Here is a 15,743-nt window from a genome sequence, read left to right as displayed (position 1 = left end):
TGGTAAAAGCTGCCTACGCTGGTGAGTGAAACCATCAGGCTTACCACCTACGCAGGGACTGCAGCATGCCTGACCTGGACAAGCGCCGCGCCGTCACACCCCCGGCCGCCGTGGTGGCGGGGTTTCTGTGCCTGCGCACGTCGGCTCCCCCACGCGTGCGACACATGCGTCCCGAGTTGGTGCTCGAGGTGCGTCGGTCGATCGATGAGTTACTGATCGAGGGCGCGACCCTTGAACAGGTTGCCGCTCGCCTGAACATGCCAGCGCGGCGCCTACGCGAGCAGCTGGCCCAGGCTGGCGTGCGCTTCAACGAGCTGCTCGGTGATTGCCGCCGCAACCTGGCCAAGCGCTTGCTGGTCGACACCGACGAGTCCATCGAGCTGATTGCCGAGCGCACCGGCTTTTCCGAGCCCAGCACCTTTTGCCGCGCCTTCAAGCGTTGGGTCGGCGAAACGCCGGTGGCGTTCCGGCGCCGTAGCCGCCTGGCCCAGGACGAGCGCAGCGCCTGGTAATCAGGCGCCCAGCAGGCTCTGCCCGCAGACCCGCAGTACCTGGCCGCTGACTGCCCCGGAGCCGGGTTGGGCGAACCAGGCCACTGCCTCGGCGACATCCTGGGGCAGGCCGCCCTGGTTCATCGAGTTCATGCGCCGGCCGGCTTCGCGGATGGTAAAGGGGATGGCCGCGGTCATGCCGGTTTCGATAAAGCCCGGCGCCACCGCATTGATGCTGATGCCTCGCGCGGCCAGGGTCGGCGCCCAGCTCTGGGCAAGGCCGATCAGCCCGGCCTTGCTGGTCGCGTAGTTGGTCTGCCCGACATTGCCGGCGATGCCGCTCAGCGAGGCGATCAGCACCACGCGGCCGTGGTCGCGCAAGGTGCCGGCTGCCAGCAGCGCTTCGGTGAGTTGCTGGGGCGCGCGCAGGTTGACGTCGATCACCGACTCCCATAACTCTTCGCTCATCTTGGCCAGGGTCTTGTCGCGGGTAATGCCGGCGTTGTGCACGACGATATCCACACCGCCTGGCAGCGCCTCGACCAGCCGGGCCGCTGCCTCCTCGGCACAGATATCCACTGCCAGGCTGCGGCCGCCGAGGCGGGCGGCCAGGGCCTCGAGGGCATCCTTGGCGGGTGGCACGTCCAATAGCAGCACCTCGGCGCCATCGCGGGCCAGGGTTTCGGCGATGGCCGCGCCGATGCCGCGGCTGGCGCCGGTGACCAGCGCCGTCTTGCCGGCCAGTGGGCGCGTCCAGTCGCTGACCAGCTGGGTGCAGGGTTGCAGACGCAGTACCTGGGCCGATATGTAAGCGCTCTTTGGCGACAGCAGAAAGCGCAGGGCGCCTTCCAGCTGGGACTCGGCACCCTGGTCGACATGCAGCAGTTTCACCGTGCCTCCGCGGCGAATCTCCTTGGCCAGCGAGCGGGTGAAACCTTCCAGGGCGCGCTGCACGCTGGACGCCTGGGGATCGTCGAGGGTCTGTGGGGCACGGCCGAGCACCACCACATGGGGGCAGCGATCGAGGTTCTTCAGCGCCGGCTGAAAGAACTGGCGCAGGGCATCGAGTTCCTCGAAGCGGGCCAGGCTGCTGGCATCGAACACCAGGCCCTTGAGCTTGGGGCCGTGCTCGGCGGTCCAGCGTGGCAGGCCGAACTGTTCGTCACGGGGCGCGAACTGCTGGTCGGTCAGGCGGTTGGCGAAGCCCGCCACGGCGGCGCCCAGGTCGCCCTCGCCACCGATCAGCAAGGCTCCTTCCAATGGCCGGTTACGACCTGCCACCCAGCGCTCCAGTGGCAATGGCGCAGGCAGGCCGAGCGCACCGACCAGGCGGCGGCCCGCCGGCGTATTGGCGAAGTTGAGGTAGCGATCGGACATGGAACAGACTCCAGGGCTGAAACTCAAAGTGGTTGACCACTGTACGCCATCACTCGTTTCATGCATCGACAGCAGCCCAATGACCGGCCACCGTGTCGGTAAATCGGCACCCTAAAGTGCCGCAGAATATTACTGCAAGGAGCCGTACATGAGCCTGCCGCGCCGGGTCGCCATCGTTGGCGGCAACCGTATCCCCTTCGCCCGCTCCAACAGCGCCTACGCCACCGCCAGCAATCAGGCCATGCTCACCAGCGCGCTGGAGGGCCTGGTCGAGCGCTACAACCTGCATGGCGAGCGCCTCGGTGAGGTGGTCGCCGGGGCGGTGCTCAAGCACTCGCGGGATTTCAACCTGACCCGTGAGTGCGTGCTCGGCTCGCGCCTGGCGCCCGAAACCCCGGCCTATGACTTGCAGCAAGCCTGCGGCACGGGGTTGGAGGCGGCCCTGCTGGTGGCCAACAAGATCGCCTTGGGGCAGATCGACTGTGGCATCGCCGGCGGCGTGGACACCACTTCGGATGCGCCGATTGGCGTGAACGAGGGCCTGCGCAAGATCCTGTTACAAGCCAATCGGGCCAGGAGCACCGGCGACAAGCTCAAGACGTTGCTGCAGATCCGCCCACGCCACCTGGCGCCCTCGCTGCCGCGTAACGGCGAGCCACGCACCGGCCTGTCGATGGGCCAGCACTGCGAGTTGATGGCGCAACACTGGGCCATCCCCCGTGACGAACAGGATCAACTGGCCGTGGACAGCCATCGCAAGCTGGCCGCCGCTTATGCCGAGGGCTGGCAGGATGACTTGATGACGCCGTTTCTGGGGCTGACCCGCGACCAGAACCTGCGCCCCGATATCGACCTGGCCAAACTGGCGACCCTCAAGCCGGTATTCGAAAAAGGCCAGCGCGGTACCTTGACCGCCGCCAACTCGACGCCACTCACCGACGGTGCGTCCCTGGTGCTGCTCGCCAGCGAGGAATGGGCCAAGGCCCGCGGCCTGCCGGTTCTCGCCTACTGGCGTGATGGCGAGGCCGCGGCGGTGGATTTCGTCAAGGGCAAAGAGGGGCTGCTGATGGCGCCGGTTTACGCCGTGCCGCGACTATTGGCGCGCAACGGCCTGGGTCTGCAGGATTTCGACTACTACGAGATCCATGAGGCCTTCGCCGCCCAGGTGCTGTGCACGCTCAAGGCCTGGGAGGATGCCGAGTACTGCCGAGAGCGGCTGGGCCTGGAACAACCGCTGGGCAGCATCGATCGCGCCAGGCTCAACGTCAAGGGCAGCTCCCTGGCGGCCGGCCATCCATTCGCTGCCACCGGCGGGCGGATCGTCGCCAACCTGGCCAAGCTGCTGGCGGTCGCCGGTGAGGGCCGCGGCCTGATTTCCATCTGCGCCGCGGGTGGGCAGGGCGTGACGGCGATTCTGGAGCGCTGAGCCGGTTCGATGTGGCCCGGGTCGAGCGCAGCGACATCTGGCGTGCTGTCCTGGGTATCACTGCGCTCCACGCCAGGCTATGGAGTCTTCACTTCACGAATTTCGGTTTCGGTCTTCAGCAAGGCGGCCTTGCGCGCCGTCCCCCAGCGGTAGCCACCAAGGCTGCCGTCGGCCGCGGTCACCCGGTGGCAGGGCACCAGCAGGCCCACTGGGTTGCTGGCGCAGGCGCGGGCGATGGCACGGGGATGGCTGCCGAGCGATGCCGCCAGTTGCCCGTAAGTGCGCGTCTGCCCCACGGGAATGGCGCGCAGGGCCTGCCAGACGCGCTGCTGGAACGCCGTGCCACGCAAATCCAACGGCAGCCTGGCAGCGCGAGCGGGTTCGTCGATCTGCTGCAACACGGCATTCAGCGAGGCTTGCAGCTGGCCTTCATCGGCCTGCAGTGTCGCTGCTGGAAAGCGCTGGCGCAGTTCGGCTTCCACTGCCGCCGCCGAATCGCCGAACAGCAACGCGCACAAGCCGTTGTCGCTGCCGGCCAGCAGCAGGTAGCCGAGCGGGCAGGGGGCCACGATCACCTGCAGGGTTTCACCTGGGGAGCCCAGGCGCCGGCTGCCCAGGGTGATGCCGTCGGCCTGTTGGTAGAGCGCGCGGGTATCGTTGTAGCCGCTGTTCAGCGCCGCCTCCAGCACTGACCCGGCACCGGGCAGGCTGACCGCCAGGCGCTCGCGCTGGCGCGCGCAGGCCCAGGCCTTGGGGGTAAGGCCGGTGCGCGCCTTGAAGGCCCTGGCCAGGTGTGAGGCGGACAGCCCGATGCGAGCAGCCAGTTCATTCAAGGCCAGCGGCTTGTCGGCCTGGTCGAGCAGGCGGCAGGCCGCGGTAACCAGCGCATCGAGCTGTTCGGCAGGGCTGCTGCCCTGGGGCGTGCAGCGTTTACAGGGTCGGTAGCCTGCCGCTTCGGCCTGGGGCGGGCTGTGGTAGAAACTGACGTTTTCGCGTTTCGGTCGCCGAGCCGGGCAGCTGGGCCGGCAATAGATGCCGGTCGAGCGTACTGCGAAGACGAATTGCCCGTCATGAGCCGCGTCGCGCTCACATACGGCTTGCCAGCGGCATTCTTCCGACATGTTCATCTCCTGTAACGATACCAAGCTCGGTTTCCCCTTCGCTCGCCACCCGCCGCGCGCGATGAAGGGCAACAGCACTTAAATTGTCGGTATCCGGCCTCTTGCGCGCCAGTGCCAATCGCGCTTTCAAAGCGGATTGACCGGCGCATTTCCGCCATGGGCTGTGCGCTGCCCCAGGATTGCCGTATAAAAGGGCCGCATAGACCACTGAGGACCCCGATAAAAGCTGATGAAGACGCCAAAACGCATTGAGCCCCTGGTCGAGGACGGCCTGGTGGACGAGGTGATTCGCCCTTTGATGAGCGGCAAGGAAGCAGCGGTCTATGTGGTGCGTTGCGGCTCCGAGTTGCGTTGCGCCAAGGTCTACAAGGAGGCCAACAAGCGCGGTTTCCGCCAGGCCGCCGAGTACCAGGAAGGTCGCAAGGTACGTAACAGCCGGGATGCCCGGGCCATGGCCAAGGGTTCCAAGTACGGCCGCAAGGGCCAGGAAGATGCCTGGCAGAACGCCGAGGTGGCTGCCCTGTTTCGTCTGGCCAATGCTGGCGTTCGCGTGCCCAAGCCCTATGACTTCCTCGAGGGCGTACTGCTCATGGAGTTGGTCACCGACGGCGAGGGTGGTGTAGCGCCGCGCCTCAACGATGTCGACCTGCACCCGGAGGACGCTCGCGAATTCCACGCCTTCATGATCGACGAGATCGTCAAGATGCTCTGCGCCGGCCTGGTACATGGCGACCTCTCCGAGTTCAACGTGCTGCTCGGCCCGGAAGGCCCGGTGATCATCGACCTGCCCCAGGCGGTAGACGCGGCGGGCAACAACCACGCCTTCAAGATGCTCGAGCGCGACGTCGGCAATATGGCCGCCTATTTCGGCCAGTTCGCCCCGGAGCTCAAGTTCACCAAGTACGCCAAGGAAATGTGGGCGCTCTACGAAGACGGCAAGCTGACCCCCGATAGCGTGCTGACCGGTGAATTCGATGACCCCGAAGAAGAAGCCGACATCGACGCGGTGATGCGCGAGATCAAGGCCGCCCTGGCCGACGAAGCGCGCCGCCAGGCGGCGCTCAACGCCGACGACGAGCCCAAGGATCAGGAGCCGCCGCCGCCCTGGGAGCGGTGAGCCGCCCACGGCGCTGCTGAGTGGGAGTCGTAGGCTGGGTGTAACCCATCGGGTTTGCTGGGTTATACCTACACGGCCCGCCCATCCCGTGGTGTCAACGTACTTTGTGGGAACGGGCCATGCCCGTGAATTCGAGGGCGTGGCCCGGTCCCCAATGGGATGAGCTTTATTCGCTCATCACCCATTTCACGTCGAAGCCCATCTCAACTGCCTCGAAATGGTGAGCTTCAGGGCTCCTTGCCTCATTTTGGTTCGCACCTCGCGCCAGCCACTGTTTTCTATCTGAGCTCGCCGAGCCAGATTCCACGCGCTCTCCATACATATTTCGGTTCATTGGCATGCTCTCTGCTATCGAAGCTGTGCACCCATCATAAATGGGGCCGGTGAGCAGGCAGTGCTCACCCCACATAACCGAATCCAAGGCAAAGACGCCTGAAGCTGACAACAGCTCCAGGCGTCTTTTTTTTGGCCTGCCGTTTCTAGTGGCCAGCCTTGGGGCTTTGCAAAACCGTGATAGCGCAGCAGACAGAGGGCAGGCTATGAATTCCATCGTCACATCGATCAAGCGCGAGAACCTGATCGTCATCGGCAACGGCATGGTCGGCCACCATTGCGTCGAGCAACTGATCGCCAGCGGCGCCCTGCATCGCTATCAGCTTCATGTATTTGGCGAAGAGCGTCAGCGCGCCTACGACCGTGTGCACCTGTCCGAATACTTCTCCGGCAAGGACGCCGAAGCCCTGGCCCTTGGCGAGCCGGAACTGTACGCCCACAACGGCGTGCACCTGCACCTCGGCGAGCAGGTGCTGGAGATCGACCGCGACAAGCGCGAAATCGTCACCAGCCTCGGGCGTCGCGGCTACGACCGCCTGGTGCTGGCCACCGGCTCCTATCCGTTCGTGCCGCCAATCCCGGGCGCCGAGGGCAATTCGCGCCTGGTCTACCGCACCCTGGACGACCTCGACGCCATCCGCGCTGCAGCGGCCGGTGCCCGGCGTGGCGTGGTGGTCGGCGGCGGTCTGCTCGGCCTGGAGGCGGCCAATGCCCTCAAGTCCCTGGGCCTGGAAGCTCACGTAGTGGAATTTGCGCCGCGCCTGATGCCCGTGCAGCTGGATGCCGACGGCGGCGATGCGCTGCGGGCACGTATCGAGGCCCTTGGCGTTGGCGTGCACCTGTCGCGCGCCACCCAGGAGATCGTCATTGGCGAGGAATACGCCTACCGCATGAATTTCAACGACGGTGAATACCTGGAGACCGACCTGATCGTGTTCTCCGCCGGCATTCGCCCCCAGGACGCCCTGGGCCGTGCTGCCGGCCTGGAGGTCGCCGCCCGCGGTGGCGTGGTGGTCGACAATGATTGCCGCACCAGCGATCCGGCGATTTTCGCCATCGGCGAGTGCGCGTCCTGGAATGGCACGGTATTCGGCCTGGTGGCGCCTGGCTACAGCATGGCCCGCGCCGTGGCCGCGCAACTGGCCGGTGAGCCCCATGAACCCTTCACCGGCGCCGACATGTCGACCAAGCTCAAGCTGCTAGGCGTCGATGTCGGCTCCATCGGTGATGCCCACGCGGTGACGCCGGGCGCCAAGAGCTATCGCTACATCGACGAAGCCAATGCCAGCTACCGCCGCCTGGTGGTCTCCCCGGATGGCCAACACGTTATCGGTGCGGTACTGGTGGGCGACAACAGCTATTACGACGCCCTGCTGCAGTACGCCCAGAACGGCATCAAGCTGCCTGCCGATCCGTCGAGCCTGATCCTGCCTCTCTCCCACGGTACGCCGACCCTGGGCGCCGATGCGTTACCGGATACCGCGACCATTTGCTCCTGCCACAACGTCAGCAAGGGCGCGGTGTGCTGCCAGGTCGACGCGGGTATCACCGACCTCGGCGAGCTGAAAGCCATCACCAAGGCCGGCAGCGGCTGCGGTGGCTGCAGCGCCCTGCTCAAGCAGGTCTTCGAGCACGAGCTGAGCGCCCGCGGCGTGGCAGTCGACAAGAGCCTCTGCGAGCACTTCGCCCATACCCGCCAGGAGCTGTACGCCATCGTGCGGGTGGAGGGTGTGCTCAGTTTCGAGGAGCTGCTGGCCAAGCATGGCCGCGGCCACACCGGCTGCGACATCTGCAAGCCGGCGGTGGGTTCGATCCTCGCCTCGTGCTGGAACCAGCCGATCACCGACCCGGCGCTGATTCCGCTGCAGGACACCAACGACACCTTCATGGCCAACATGCAGAAGAACGGTACCTATTCGGTGGTGCCGCGCATTCCCGGCGGCGAGATCACCCCGGACGGCCTGCTGGCCATCGGCGCCGTGGCGAAGAAATATGACCTCTACACCAAGATCACCGGCGGCCAGCGCATCGACCTGTTTGGTGCGCAGCTGCACGAACTGCCGGACATCTGGAGCGAGCTGATCGCCGCCGGTTTCGAGACCGGGCATGCCTACGGCAAGTCGCTGCGTACCGTGAAGTCCTGTGTGGGCAGCACCTGGTGCCGCTACGGCGTGCAGGACAGCGTCGGCATGGCGCTGCGCCTGGAGGACCGTTACAAGGGCCTGCGCGCGCCGCACAAGATCAAGTTCGCGGTCAGCGGCTGCACCCGCGAGTGCGCCGAGGCGCAGAGCAAGGACATCGGCGTGATAGCCACCGACAAGGGCTGGAACCTCTACGTGTGCGGCAACGGCGGCATGCGCCCGCGGCACGCCGAACTGTTCGCCACCGACCTGGATGACGAAGCGCTGATCCGCACCATCGACCGCGTGCTGATGTTCTATGTGCGCACCGCTGACAAGCTGCAGCGCACCTCGGTATGGCGCGAGTCGCTGGAGGGCGGCCTGGATTACCTCAAGGCGGTGATTCTCGACGATAGCCTGGGCCTCGGCGCCGAGCTGGAGGCGCAGATGCAGCTGGTGGTCGACCGCTACGAGTGCGAGTGGGCCGGTGCCCTGAACGACCCGGAAAAGCTCAAGCGCTTCCGCACCTTCGTCAACGACAAGCGCGCCGACCCGGACATTCATTTCGTCAAGGAGCGCGGCCAGCGTCGGCCGATGAGCGCCAGCGAACTTCACCTGATTCCCGTTACCGAGGAGGTGCTCTGATGAGCCAGTCCAACGCCGTGCGTGCCCAATCGCTTCCCGCTACCCAATGGCAACCGCTGTGCCGCAGCCAGGATCTGGTCGCCAACTCCGGCGTGGTGGCCTGGCTCGATGGGGCGCAGATCGCGCTGTTCCATCTGCCCCACAGCGAAGCCGGCGAGCAGCTGTTCGCGGTGGAGAACCGCGACCCGAAGTCCGGTGCCAACGTCATTGGCCGCGGCCTGATCGGCCAGATCAAGGGCGACCTGGTAATCGCCTCGCCGCTCTACAAACAGCATTTTCGCCTGCGCGACGGCAGCTGCCTGGAATACCCGGAGCAGCGCCTGCGCGTATGGCCGGTGCGTCTCAATGGCGACACCGTGGAAATCGGCCTGGCGAGCTGACCGCTCGACCCAGCGCGCGCCGGCCGAGAAGCGGGCCGGCAGGCGCCTCGGCCGTCGCGCGACCTCACCCCTGTTTGCCTCACCTGAAAAAGAGAGCCTCTCCATGTCCTACCTGGTTCCCGCCGAATTCGTCACCAAGATGGTGGATGCCGGCGAGTCGAAGATCTTCATGTCGACCCGCGATACCCTGATCCGCGCCTTTATGGCCGGCGCCATCCTGTCCCTGGCCGCGGTGTTCGCGATTGCCGTGAGCGTCGGCACCGGCTCGCCGCTGCTCGGCGCGGTGCTGTTCCCGGTCGGTTTCGTGATGCTCTACCTGATGGGCTTCGACCTGCTCACCGGGGTATTCATGCTCACCCCGCTGGCGCTGCTCGACCGCCGCCCGGGCGTCACCGTCGGCGGCATCCTGCGCAACTGGGGGCTGGTGTTTCTCGGCAACTTCGCCGGCGCCCTGACCGTGGCCTTCATGATGGCCTTCGTGTTCACCTACGGCTTCTCCAAGGACCCCGGGCTGATCGGCGAGAAGATCTCGCACATCGGCGAAGACCGCACCCTGGGCTATGCCGAGTACGGTGCGGCGGGCTGGGCGACCATCTTTCTGCGCGGCGTCCTGTGCAACTGGATGGTGTCGATGGGCGTGGTCGGCGCGATGATCTCCACTACCGTCAGCGGCAAGACCATCGCCATGTGGATGCCCATAATGCTGTTCTTCTTCATGGGCTTCGAGCACTCGGTGGTGAACATGTTCCTGTTCCCCTCGGGCATCATCCTGGGCGGCGATTTCTCGGTGATGGACTACATGATCTGGAACGAGATTCCTACCGCGCTGGGTAACCTGGTGGGTGGTCTGGCCTTCACCGGCCTGACGCTGTACACCACCCACGTGAAGACCGCGCCCAAGCGCACCTACAACTGAGTGCCGGCGATGGCCGCCAGCGCCGAGAGCCTGTGGCAGGGCACCAAGAGCCAGTTGCAGGTCAGCGTCGGCCAGTGTTCGGACAAGGGCCGCAAGCCGCGTAACCAGGACTTTCATGGCCTGTGCGTGCCCCTTGAGCCACAACTGGGCAGCAAGGGCATCGCCATCGCCCTGGCGGACGGCATCAGCAGCAGCGACGTCAGCCATATCGCCAGCGAAACGGCGGTGGCGGCCTTGCTCTCCGATTACTTCAGCACCAGCGAAGCCTGGTCGGTGAAGACCTCGGTGACCCGTGTGCTCAGCGCCACCAACGCCTGGCTGCACGCGCAGACGCGGCGCGGCCAGCATCGCTACGACATGGACCGCGGCTACGTGTGTACCTTCAGCGCGCTGGTGCTCAAGTCCACTACCGCGCACCTGTTCCACGTCGGTGACACCCGTATCTATCGCCTGCGCGACGGCGCCCTGGAGCCGCTGACCCGTGATCACCGCGTCTGGGTCGGCGAGGGCAAGAGCTACCTGAGCCGCGCCCTGGGCACCGGCCCGCAGCTGGAAGTCGATTATCAGGCCCTGGCGCTGGAGCGCGGCGACCTGTTTCTGCTGGCCACCGACGGCGTCTATGAATTCGTCGATGCGCGCGTGATGGTCGACTGCATCGCCGAGCACTCGGACGAGCTGCAAGTGGCCGCCCGGCACATCCTCGACCGGGCCCTGGCCAATGGCAGTGACGACAACCTGACCCTGCAACTGGTGCGCATTGACAGCCTGCCGCGCGCCGAGGTCGATGACTTGCAGCACAAGCTCGGCGAGCTGCCGTGCCCGCCGGTCCTGGAGGCGCGCATGCTGTTCGACGGCTACCGCATCCTCCGCCCGCTGCACGTCAGCGCGCGCAGCCACGTGTATCTGGCCAGCGACGAAGACAGCGGCGCCACAGTGGTGCTCAAGACCCCTTCCCAGGACCTGCAGCACGACGCCGCCTATCTAGAGCGCTTTCTCATGGAGGAGTGGATCGCCCGGCGTATCGACAGCCCCCATGTGCTCAAGGCCTGCGCGCCGACCCGCAAGCGCAACTTCCTGTATGCCGTCTGCGAATTCATCGAGGGCCAGACCCTGGCGCAATGGATGATCGACCATCCGCGCCTGGAGCTTGAGACCGTGCGACGCGTCGTCGAGCAGATCGCCCGCGGCTTGCGCGCTTTTCATCGCCTGGAAATGCTGCACCAGGACCTGCGCCCGGCCAACCTGATGATCGACTCCAGCGGCACCGTGAAGATCATCGACTTTGGCGCCACCCGGGTGGCCGGCCTGCAGGAGATCGATGGCCGCCAGGTGGACGGCCCGATACTTGGCACCGCGCAATACAGTGCCCCGGAATACTGGCTCGGCGAGCCCGGCACGGTGCGCTCGGAGGTGTTCTCCCTGGCGGTTATCACCTACCAGCTGCTCAGCGGGCGCCTGCCTTACGGCGCCGGCATGGCGCGGGCGAGAACCCGGGCGGCCCAGGCGCGATTGCCTTATAGACCGCTTGCTCAGGGGCGCGAGTTGCCGCTGTGGCTCGACGATGTGCTGCGCAAGGCCTGCCACCCGGATCCGCGCAAACGCCATGAAGACCCGGACGAGTTCGCCCACGCTCTGCGCCATCCCGGGGCGGCGCTGCTGGGCCGCCGGCCGTTGCCCCTGCTGGAGCGCAACCCGCTGCTGTTCTGGCAGCTCAGTTGCCTGCTCCTGGCGCTGATGCTGGTGCTGTTGCTGGCGCGCCAGTGAGCGTGGCGGCGGCTGCCAGGTAAGCGCGGGAGGATCGCAATGGATCGCGAGTGAAGGCCATTGGTTCCGCAGCGATGATCGGTGAAAGTGCGCTGAAGAATAGGACGCAGCACTCGATTTTCGGGCTCCTGGAAGATGTAACCGAGTCGAAATGATTTGTCGCAAATTGTCATATTCGCCGTTCTGGCAAAGGCCCAGAATGCGCGTTCTCTTCAGCCATAAAGTGCGTGATCGTGGACTATATCCTGCAATTGACGAGTGACCCCGCTGCCTGGATTGCGCTGGCCACCCTGGTGGTCATGGAAGTGGTGCTGGGCATCGACAACCTGATCTTCATTTCCATCCTCACCAACAAGCTGCCCGAGCACCAACGTACCAAGGCGCGCCGCCTCGGTATTGGCGCGGCGCTGGTCCTGCGCCTGGCCTTGCTGGGCACCGTGGCGTGGATCGTCAAGCTGGTCGATCCGGTGATCGAACTGTTCGGCCAGGGGTTTTCCTGGAAGGACATCATCCTCATCGCCGGTGGCCTGTTCCTGCTCTGGAAAGCCACCAAGGAAATCCACCACGCCGTCGATCCCGAGCCAGAAGGCGACATGTTCGTCGGCCGCGCCGCAACTGTCGGATTTGGCGCGGTAATCGTGCAGATCCTGCTGCTCGACCTGGTGTTCTCGGTGGACAGCATCATCACCGCGGTGGGCATGACTCCCCATGTACCGATCATGGTCGTTGCCGTGGTCGCGGCCGTCACCGTGATGCTGCTGGCGGCCGATCCGCTGGCGCGCTTCATCGCTGCCAACCCGACCGTGGTGATGCTGGCGCTGGGCTTCCTGATCATGATCGGCATGACGCTGATCGCCGAAGGCTTCGGTGCCCACGTGCCGAAGGGCTACCTGTATGCGGCGATGGCCTTCTCCGCGCTCATCGAAGGCTTGAACATGCTGTCCCGTCGGGCCAAGCGCAAGGTCAGCGTCCGAGGCTAGTCACTGTTCTGAAACCCAGCTTCCGCGCCTTTGCACAGGCGCGGAAGCTTTTCGCCTTCGCCTTGGCGGCGGACGCTCCGCCAACTAGGGTAACCACAGATTAATGGCGCTGTGCTATCTTTTGGCCGGCTTGCCTGGTGCGTGGCCAGTGTTTCCATGGCGCTGCGCTGATGGCCGACAAGTGTGACCCTCGTCACCAATCTCCAATCTGCCCGACCACCTGGCCAGCGATTGATAGGCCGTGACAGGTCAAGCACGGGCGCATGGATTAGAATCCGTCTCATAGTTGGCGTCGAAAATTCGGCAGCCAGGGTAGCCCGATTTGCCCCTTTTTCCAGCCGATAGCGCCATGGCGCGTGAGGAGTATGAGTTGATCAAACGTTGCATGCAGGCCCTGTTGCTGGGCCTGGGCCTTGTAAGCCTCGCCAGCTGGGCGGAAATGGCGCCGCTGGAGGCCATGAACATGGCCGGCCTGCAGCGCAGCCTGGGGCAGATCATGGCCAAGGACTACATGATGATCGGCTCCGACGTGAAGGTCGACGAGGCCAGCAAGCAGCTGGCCACCAGCGTTGCGCTGTTCGAAGACCACCATGCCAAGCTCAAGGCCCACCCGACCAACAGCGAAGTGCAGGCCGGCCTGGCCCAGGTCGAAGTGATCTGGACGGCCTATCGCGCCCTGGTCACCGCCAAGCCCGACAAGGCCCAGGCCCCGGCCGTGCTGGCCAAGGCCGAAGAGCTGGTCAAGCAGACCCAGCACGTCACCGACCTGTTCGAAAAGCATAACGGCGATGCAGCGTCCCACTCGATCAACCGCAGCGGCTGGAACCGCGTGCTCACCCAGCGCACCGCGATGTTCTACATGGCCCGCGCCTGGGGCGTGCAGGCGCCGAACCTGGATACCGACTTCCAGGCCTCGGTGCAGGAGTTCGATCACATCATGAAGGAGCTGCAGGCCGCTGGTGCGCCCAACGACGAAATCGCCACCGCGCTGCGCAAGACCGACGCGCGCTGGCAGTTCGCGACCAAGGCCTTCGCCTCCAAGGAGTTCGTGCCGACCATCGTCGCGGTGAATGCCGAATCGATGTTCCGCCAGCTCAACGAAATGACCCGCCTGTATGCCGGCCTGAAGGGCGACAAGCTGTAACCGACGACTGAGCCACTGCCTGCCCTGGCGCCATCAGCGGCCAGTGCAGGCCGCGCCGGGGCGGCTCAAAGGCGGAAGCGAGAGATGTTCTGCCTGAGTGCTTCGCTGGTTCGAGCCAGGCTTTCGCTTTCCTGCTGGGCGTGCTGGAAGGCTGCTGCAGATTGTTCGGTGCTGTCGCGCATGGACACCACGCCGCGGCTGATCTCCTCGGCAACCGCGCTCTGCTGCTCGGCTGCCGTGGCGATCTGCTGGTTCATGCCGTTGATGCGCTCGATCATGGCGACGATCCGCGCCACCGCTTCACCCGCTTCGGATACCCCGGAAACCGACTGGGCGCTGGAGCTCTGGCAGCGCTCCATGTACCTGGCCGTCTCATCGGCAATCGCCTGCAAGCTGGCAATCAGCGCCTCGATCTCGGCGGTCGCCTCCTGGGTACGCCGCGCCAGGCTGCGCACTTCGTCGGCGACCACGGCGAAACCCCGGCCCGCCTCGCCGGCACGGGCGGCTTCGATGGCCGCGTTGAGTGCCAGCAGGTTGGTCTGGTCCGCCACCGACTTGATGACGTCCAGCACGCTGCCGATGTTGCTGCTTTCAGTCTTTAGCCGCGCCATGGCCTCACTTGAATTGTCGATCACCCTGGCCAGTTCGCCGATCAGGTTCACCGCCTGGCCTGCCTTCTGCTGGCTCTGCAGCGCTGCCTCATCGGCTTCGCTGGCGGCCTGGGCGGCGGACTCCGCGCTACGCGCGACGTCCTGAACCGTCGCTGCCATTTCGTGCACCGCGGTAACGATATGCTCCACCTCACGCTGCGCATTGGCGACGCTCTCGGCATTGCGCAGGCTCGACTCGCTCAGCTCCTGGCTGGAGTGGGCAACCGTGCGCGAGGAGCTGTCGATGCCCTGGGTGACCTCGCGCAGATTCAACTGCATGCGCTGCAGCGCCGAGAGCACGCTGTTTTCCGCGCTGCCTAGCGCCTTTTCCATGGCACGCAGATCGCCCTCTGCCACGCGTTGGGCGATCTGGTTGAGGTCGTTGGGTTCGGCGCCGAGTGAACGCAGCAGGTGCCGGCTGATCAAGTGGCCGAGCACGGCGGCGAGGATGAAGCTCACTACGGTGATGACCAGCAGGATGCTGCGTTGCTTCTGAGAGTGCGCCTCGTTGGCGATGACGTGTTGGTCGGCCTCCTCGGTGGTGTGGGCCAGGTATTGATCGATTACGCCGGTCAACTCCCTTAGCAAGGGCGTGCATTGCTCACTGACCATGCGCAGCGCCTCGGCGTCCTCGCCCTTGAACAGGTGCTCGGCAATGGTATGGGCTACCGGGCGATAGCGCCCCTCTACCTCTTCGATGTGCGCCAGGATCTCGCGGCCCTTGGGCAATACATCCTGATGGGAGGAGATGGCCTGATGCAGGGCCTCCAGGCTATCGGCCACGCCCTTCTCGCGCGCTTCGACGGCGGCACGCTTCGTCTCGCGCTCCGCCGGCGCGGTATTGAGCGCCAGGTTGCGCAGCTCGATGGCGCGATCCTTTACCGCCTCGCTGAGCTTGCTGGCCAGGCGCGCGCGTGCCTCCACGCCGCCGATGTAGGCCGAAAACTCGCGGTCGGCTGCCGCGAGGTTGTACAGCGCGACGCCGGCGATCAGCAGCATCAGCGCCAGCAGGCAGACGTAGCTGGCATAAAGCAGATTGCGGGTGGAAACGCGAATAGCTGAGGACGACATAGGGACACCTGCTGAGCGGTTGGACGACTTGTTGTTCAGGTGCACGCACAAAGCGCGGTCGACGCGGCGGGCGCGAGACCCGGCGTGGGCATATCCGCTTTTGTTAAACAGCGGCGCTCCGGGCAACAGTGCTGCTTGCTGCGCAGGCGTCCCAGGCTCGTTTCATGCGCCGTGCCGCCCGAGGTTCGAGCGGTTGCCACGCAATCGA

Annotated in this window: 11 protein-coding genes and 1 pseudogene; 9 read left to right on the top strand and 3 right to left on the bottom strand. The window is 65.4% G+C overall.

The genetic code is table 11. The features are described from left to right. Positions 1 to 167 precede the first annotated feature (167 nt). A pseudogene (locus BM154_RS07450) lies at positions 168 to 512 on the top strand (helix-turn-helix transcriptional regulator); the annotation flags it as partial. Here the strand turns inward: BM154_RS07450 and BM154_RS07445 are convergent. Further along, complete coding sequence (locus tag BM154_RS07445; protein ID WP_074881813.1) at positions 513 to 1,868, bottom strand: 3-oxoacyl-ACP reductase; 1,356 nt, start codon at positions 1,866 to 1,868, stop codon at positions 513 to 515. Positions 1,869 to 2,016: 148 nt separating this feature from the next. On the opposite strand from BM154_RS07445, the gene BM154_RS07440 reads away from it, so the two are divergent. Further along, positions 2,017 to 3,294: an acetyl-CoA C-acetyltransferase gene (locus BM154_RS07440; RefSeq protein ID WP_074881810.1), complete on the top strand. Its 1,278-nt coding sequence runs from the start codon at positions 2,017 to 2,019 to the stop codon at positions 3,292 to 3,294. A gap of 77 nt (positions 3,295 to 3,371) precedes the next feature. On the opposite strand, the gene ada is transcribed toward BM154_RS07440, so the two are convergent. Next, on the bottom strand, positions 3,372 to 4,415 hold the full coding sequence (ada, locus tag BM154_RS07435; RefSeq protein ID WP_083414473.1) for a bifunctional DNA-binding transcriptional regulator/O6-methylguanine-DNA methyltransferase Ada: 1,044 nt from the start codon (positions 4,413 to 4,415) through the stop codon (positions 3,372 to 3,374). Between the two features lie 229 nt (positions 4,416 to 4,644). Between ada and BM154_RS07430 the strand changes: the two genes are divergently transcribed. From BM154_RS07430 to BM154_RS07395, 7 genes are all read left to right on the top strand, one after another. Continuing rightward, the gene (locus BM154_RS07430; protein WP_074881804.1) at positions 4,645 to 5,532 is read left to right on the top strand and encodes a PA4780 family RIO1-like protein kinase; all 888 of its coding nucleotides are present in this window, start codon (positions 4,645 to 4,647) and stop codon (positions 5,530 to 5,532) included. A gap of 539 nt (positions 5,533 to 6,071) precedes the next feature. After that, on the top strand, positions 6,072 to 8,630 hold the full coding sequence (gene nirB / locus BM154_RS07420; RefSeq protein ID WP_074881799.1) for a nitrite reductase large subunit NirB: 2,559 nt from the start codon (positions 6,072 to 6,074) through the stop codon (positions 8,628 to 8,630). Next, the gene (gene nirD / locus BM154_RS07415) at positions 8,630 to 9,010 is read left to right on the top strand and encodes a nitrite reductase small subunit NirD (RefSeq protein ID WP_074881795.1); all 381 of its coding nucleotides are present in this window, start codon (positions 8,630 to 8,632) and stop codon (positions 9,008 to 9,010) included. The genes nirB and nirD overlap by 1 nt, the downstream gene beginning before the upstream one ends. Positions 9,011 to 9,113: 103 nt before the next feature. Beyond that, entirely contained in the window at positions 9,114 to 9,926 is an 813-nt protein-coding gene (locus tag BM154_RS07410) for a formate/nitrite transporter family protein (RefSeq protein ID WP_074881792.1), read from the top strand. A gap of 9 nt (positions 9,927 to 9,935) precedes the next feature. Next, positions 9,936 to 11,690: a bifunctional protein-serine/threonine kinase/phosphatase gene (locus BM154_RS07405; protein WP_074881786.1), complete on the top strand. Its 1,755-nt coding sequence runs from the start codon at positions 9,936 to 9,938 to the stop codon at positions 11,688 to 11,690. 233 nt (positions 11,691 to 11,923) lie between these two features. Next, entirely contained in the window at positions 11,924 to 12,670 is a 747-nt protein-coding gene (locus BM154_RS07400; protein WP_074882437.1) for a TerC family protein, read from the top strand. A gap of 370 nt (positions 12,671 to 13,040) precedes the next feature. Continuing rightward, on the top strand, positions 13,041 to 13,814 hold the full coding sequence (locus BM154_RS07395; protein WP_074881783.1) for a type IV pili methyl-accepting chemotaxis transducer N-terminal domain-containing protein: 774 nt from the start codon (positions 13,041 to 13,043) through the stop codon (positions 13,812 to 13,814). 65 nt (positions 13,815 to 13,879) lie between these two features. On the opposite strand, the gene BM154_RS07390 is transcribed toward BM154_RS07395, so the two are convergent. Further along, positions 13,880 to 15,535, bottom strand: a complete 1,656-nt coding sequence (locus BM154_RS07390; RefSeq protein ID WP_074881780.1) for a methyl-accepting chemotaxis protein — start codon at positions 15,533 to 15,535, stop codon at positions 13,880 to 13,882. Between the last annotated feature and the right edge of the window lie 208 nt (positions 15,536 to 15,743).

Origin of the sequence: Phytopseudomonas argentinensis (assembly GCF_900113905.1) — a bacterium.
Lineage (GTDB): Bacteria > Pseudomonadota > Gammaproteobacteria > Pseudomonadales > Pseudomonadaceae > Aquipseudomonas > Aquipseudomonas argentinensis.
Note: the sequence above shows the minus strand (reverse complement) of the source record. Positions and strands in the feature narration are given on the sequence as shown.

What these genes read in the sequence shown, in the direction of transcription:
- BM154_RS07445 (WP_074881813.1), bottom strand. Translation starts at nt 1,868, where the DNA reads ATGTCCGATCGCTACCTCAACTTCGCCAATACGCCGGCGGGCCGCCGC.
- BM154_RS07440 (WP_074881810.1), top strand. Translation starts at nt 2,017, where the DNA reads ATGAGCCTGCCGCGCCGGGTCGCCATCGTTGGCGGCAACCGTATCCCC.
- ada (WP_083414473.1), bottom strand. Translation starts at nt 4,415, where the DNA reads ATGTCGGAAGAATGCCGCTGGCAAGCCGTATGTGAGCGCGACGCGGCT.
- BM154_RS07430 (WP_074881804.1), top strand. Translation starts at nt 4,645, where the DNA reads ATGAAGACGCCAAAACGCATTGAGCCCCTGGTCGAGGACGGCCTGGTG.
- nirB (WP_074881799.1), top strand. Translation starts at nt 6,072, where the DNA reads ATGAATTCCATCGTCACATCGATCAAGCGCGAGAACCTGATCGTCATC.
- nirD (WP_074881795.1), top strand. Translation starts at nt 8,630, where the DNA reads ATGAGCCAGTCCAACGCCGTGCGTGCCCAATCGCTTCCCGCTACCCAA.
- BM154_RS07410 (WP_074881792.1), top strand. Translation starts at nt 9,114, where the DNA reads ATGTCCTACCTGGTTCCCGCCGAATTCGTCACCAAGATGGTGGATGCC.
- BM154_RS07405 (WP_074881786.1), top strand. Translation starts at nt 9,936, where the DNA reads ATGGCCGCCAGCGCCGAGAGCCTGTGGCAGGGCACCAAGAGCCAGTTG.
- BM154_RS07390 (WP_074881780.1), bottom strand. Translation starts at nt 15,535, where the DNA reads ATGTCGTCCTCAGCTATTCGCGTTTCCACCCGCAATCTGCTTTATGCC.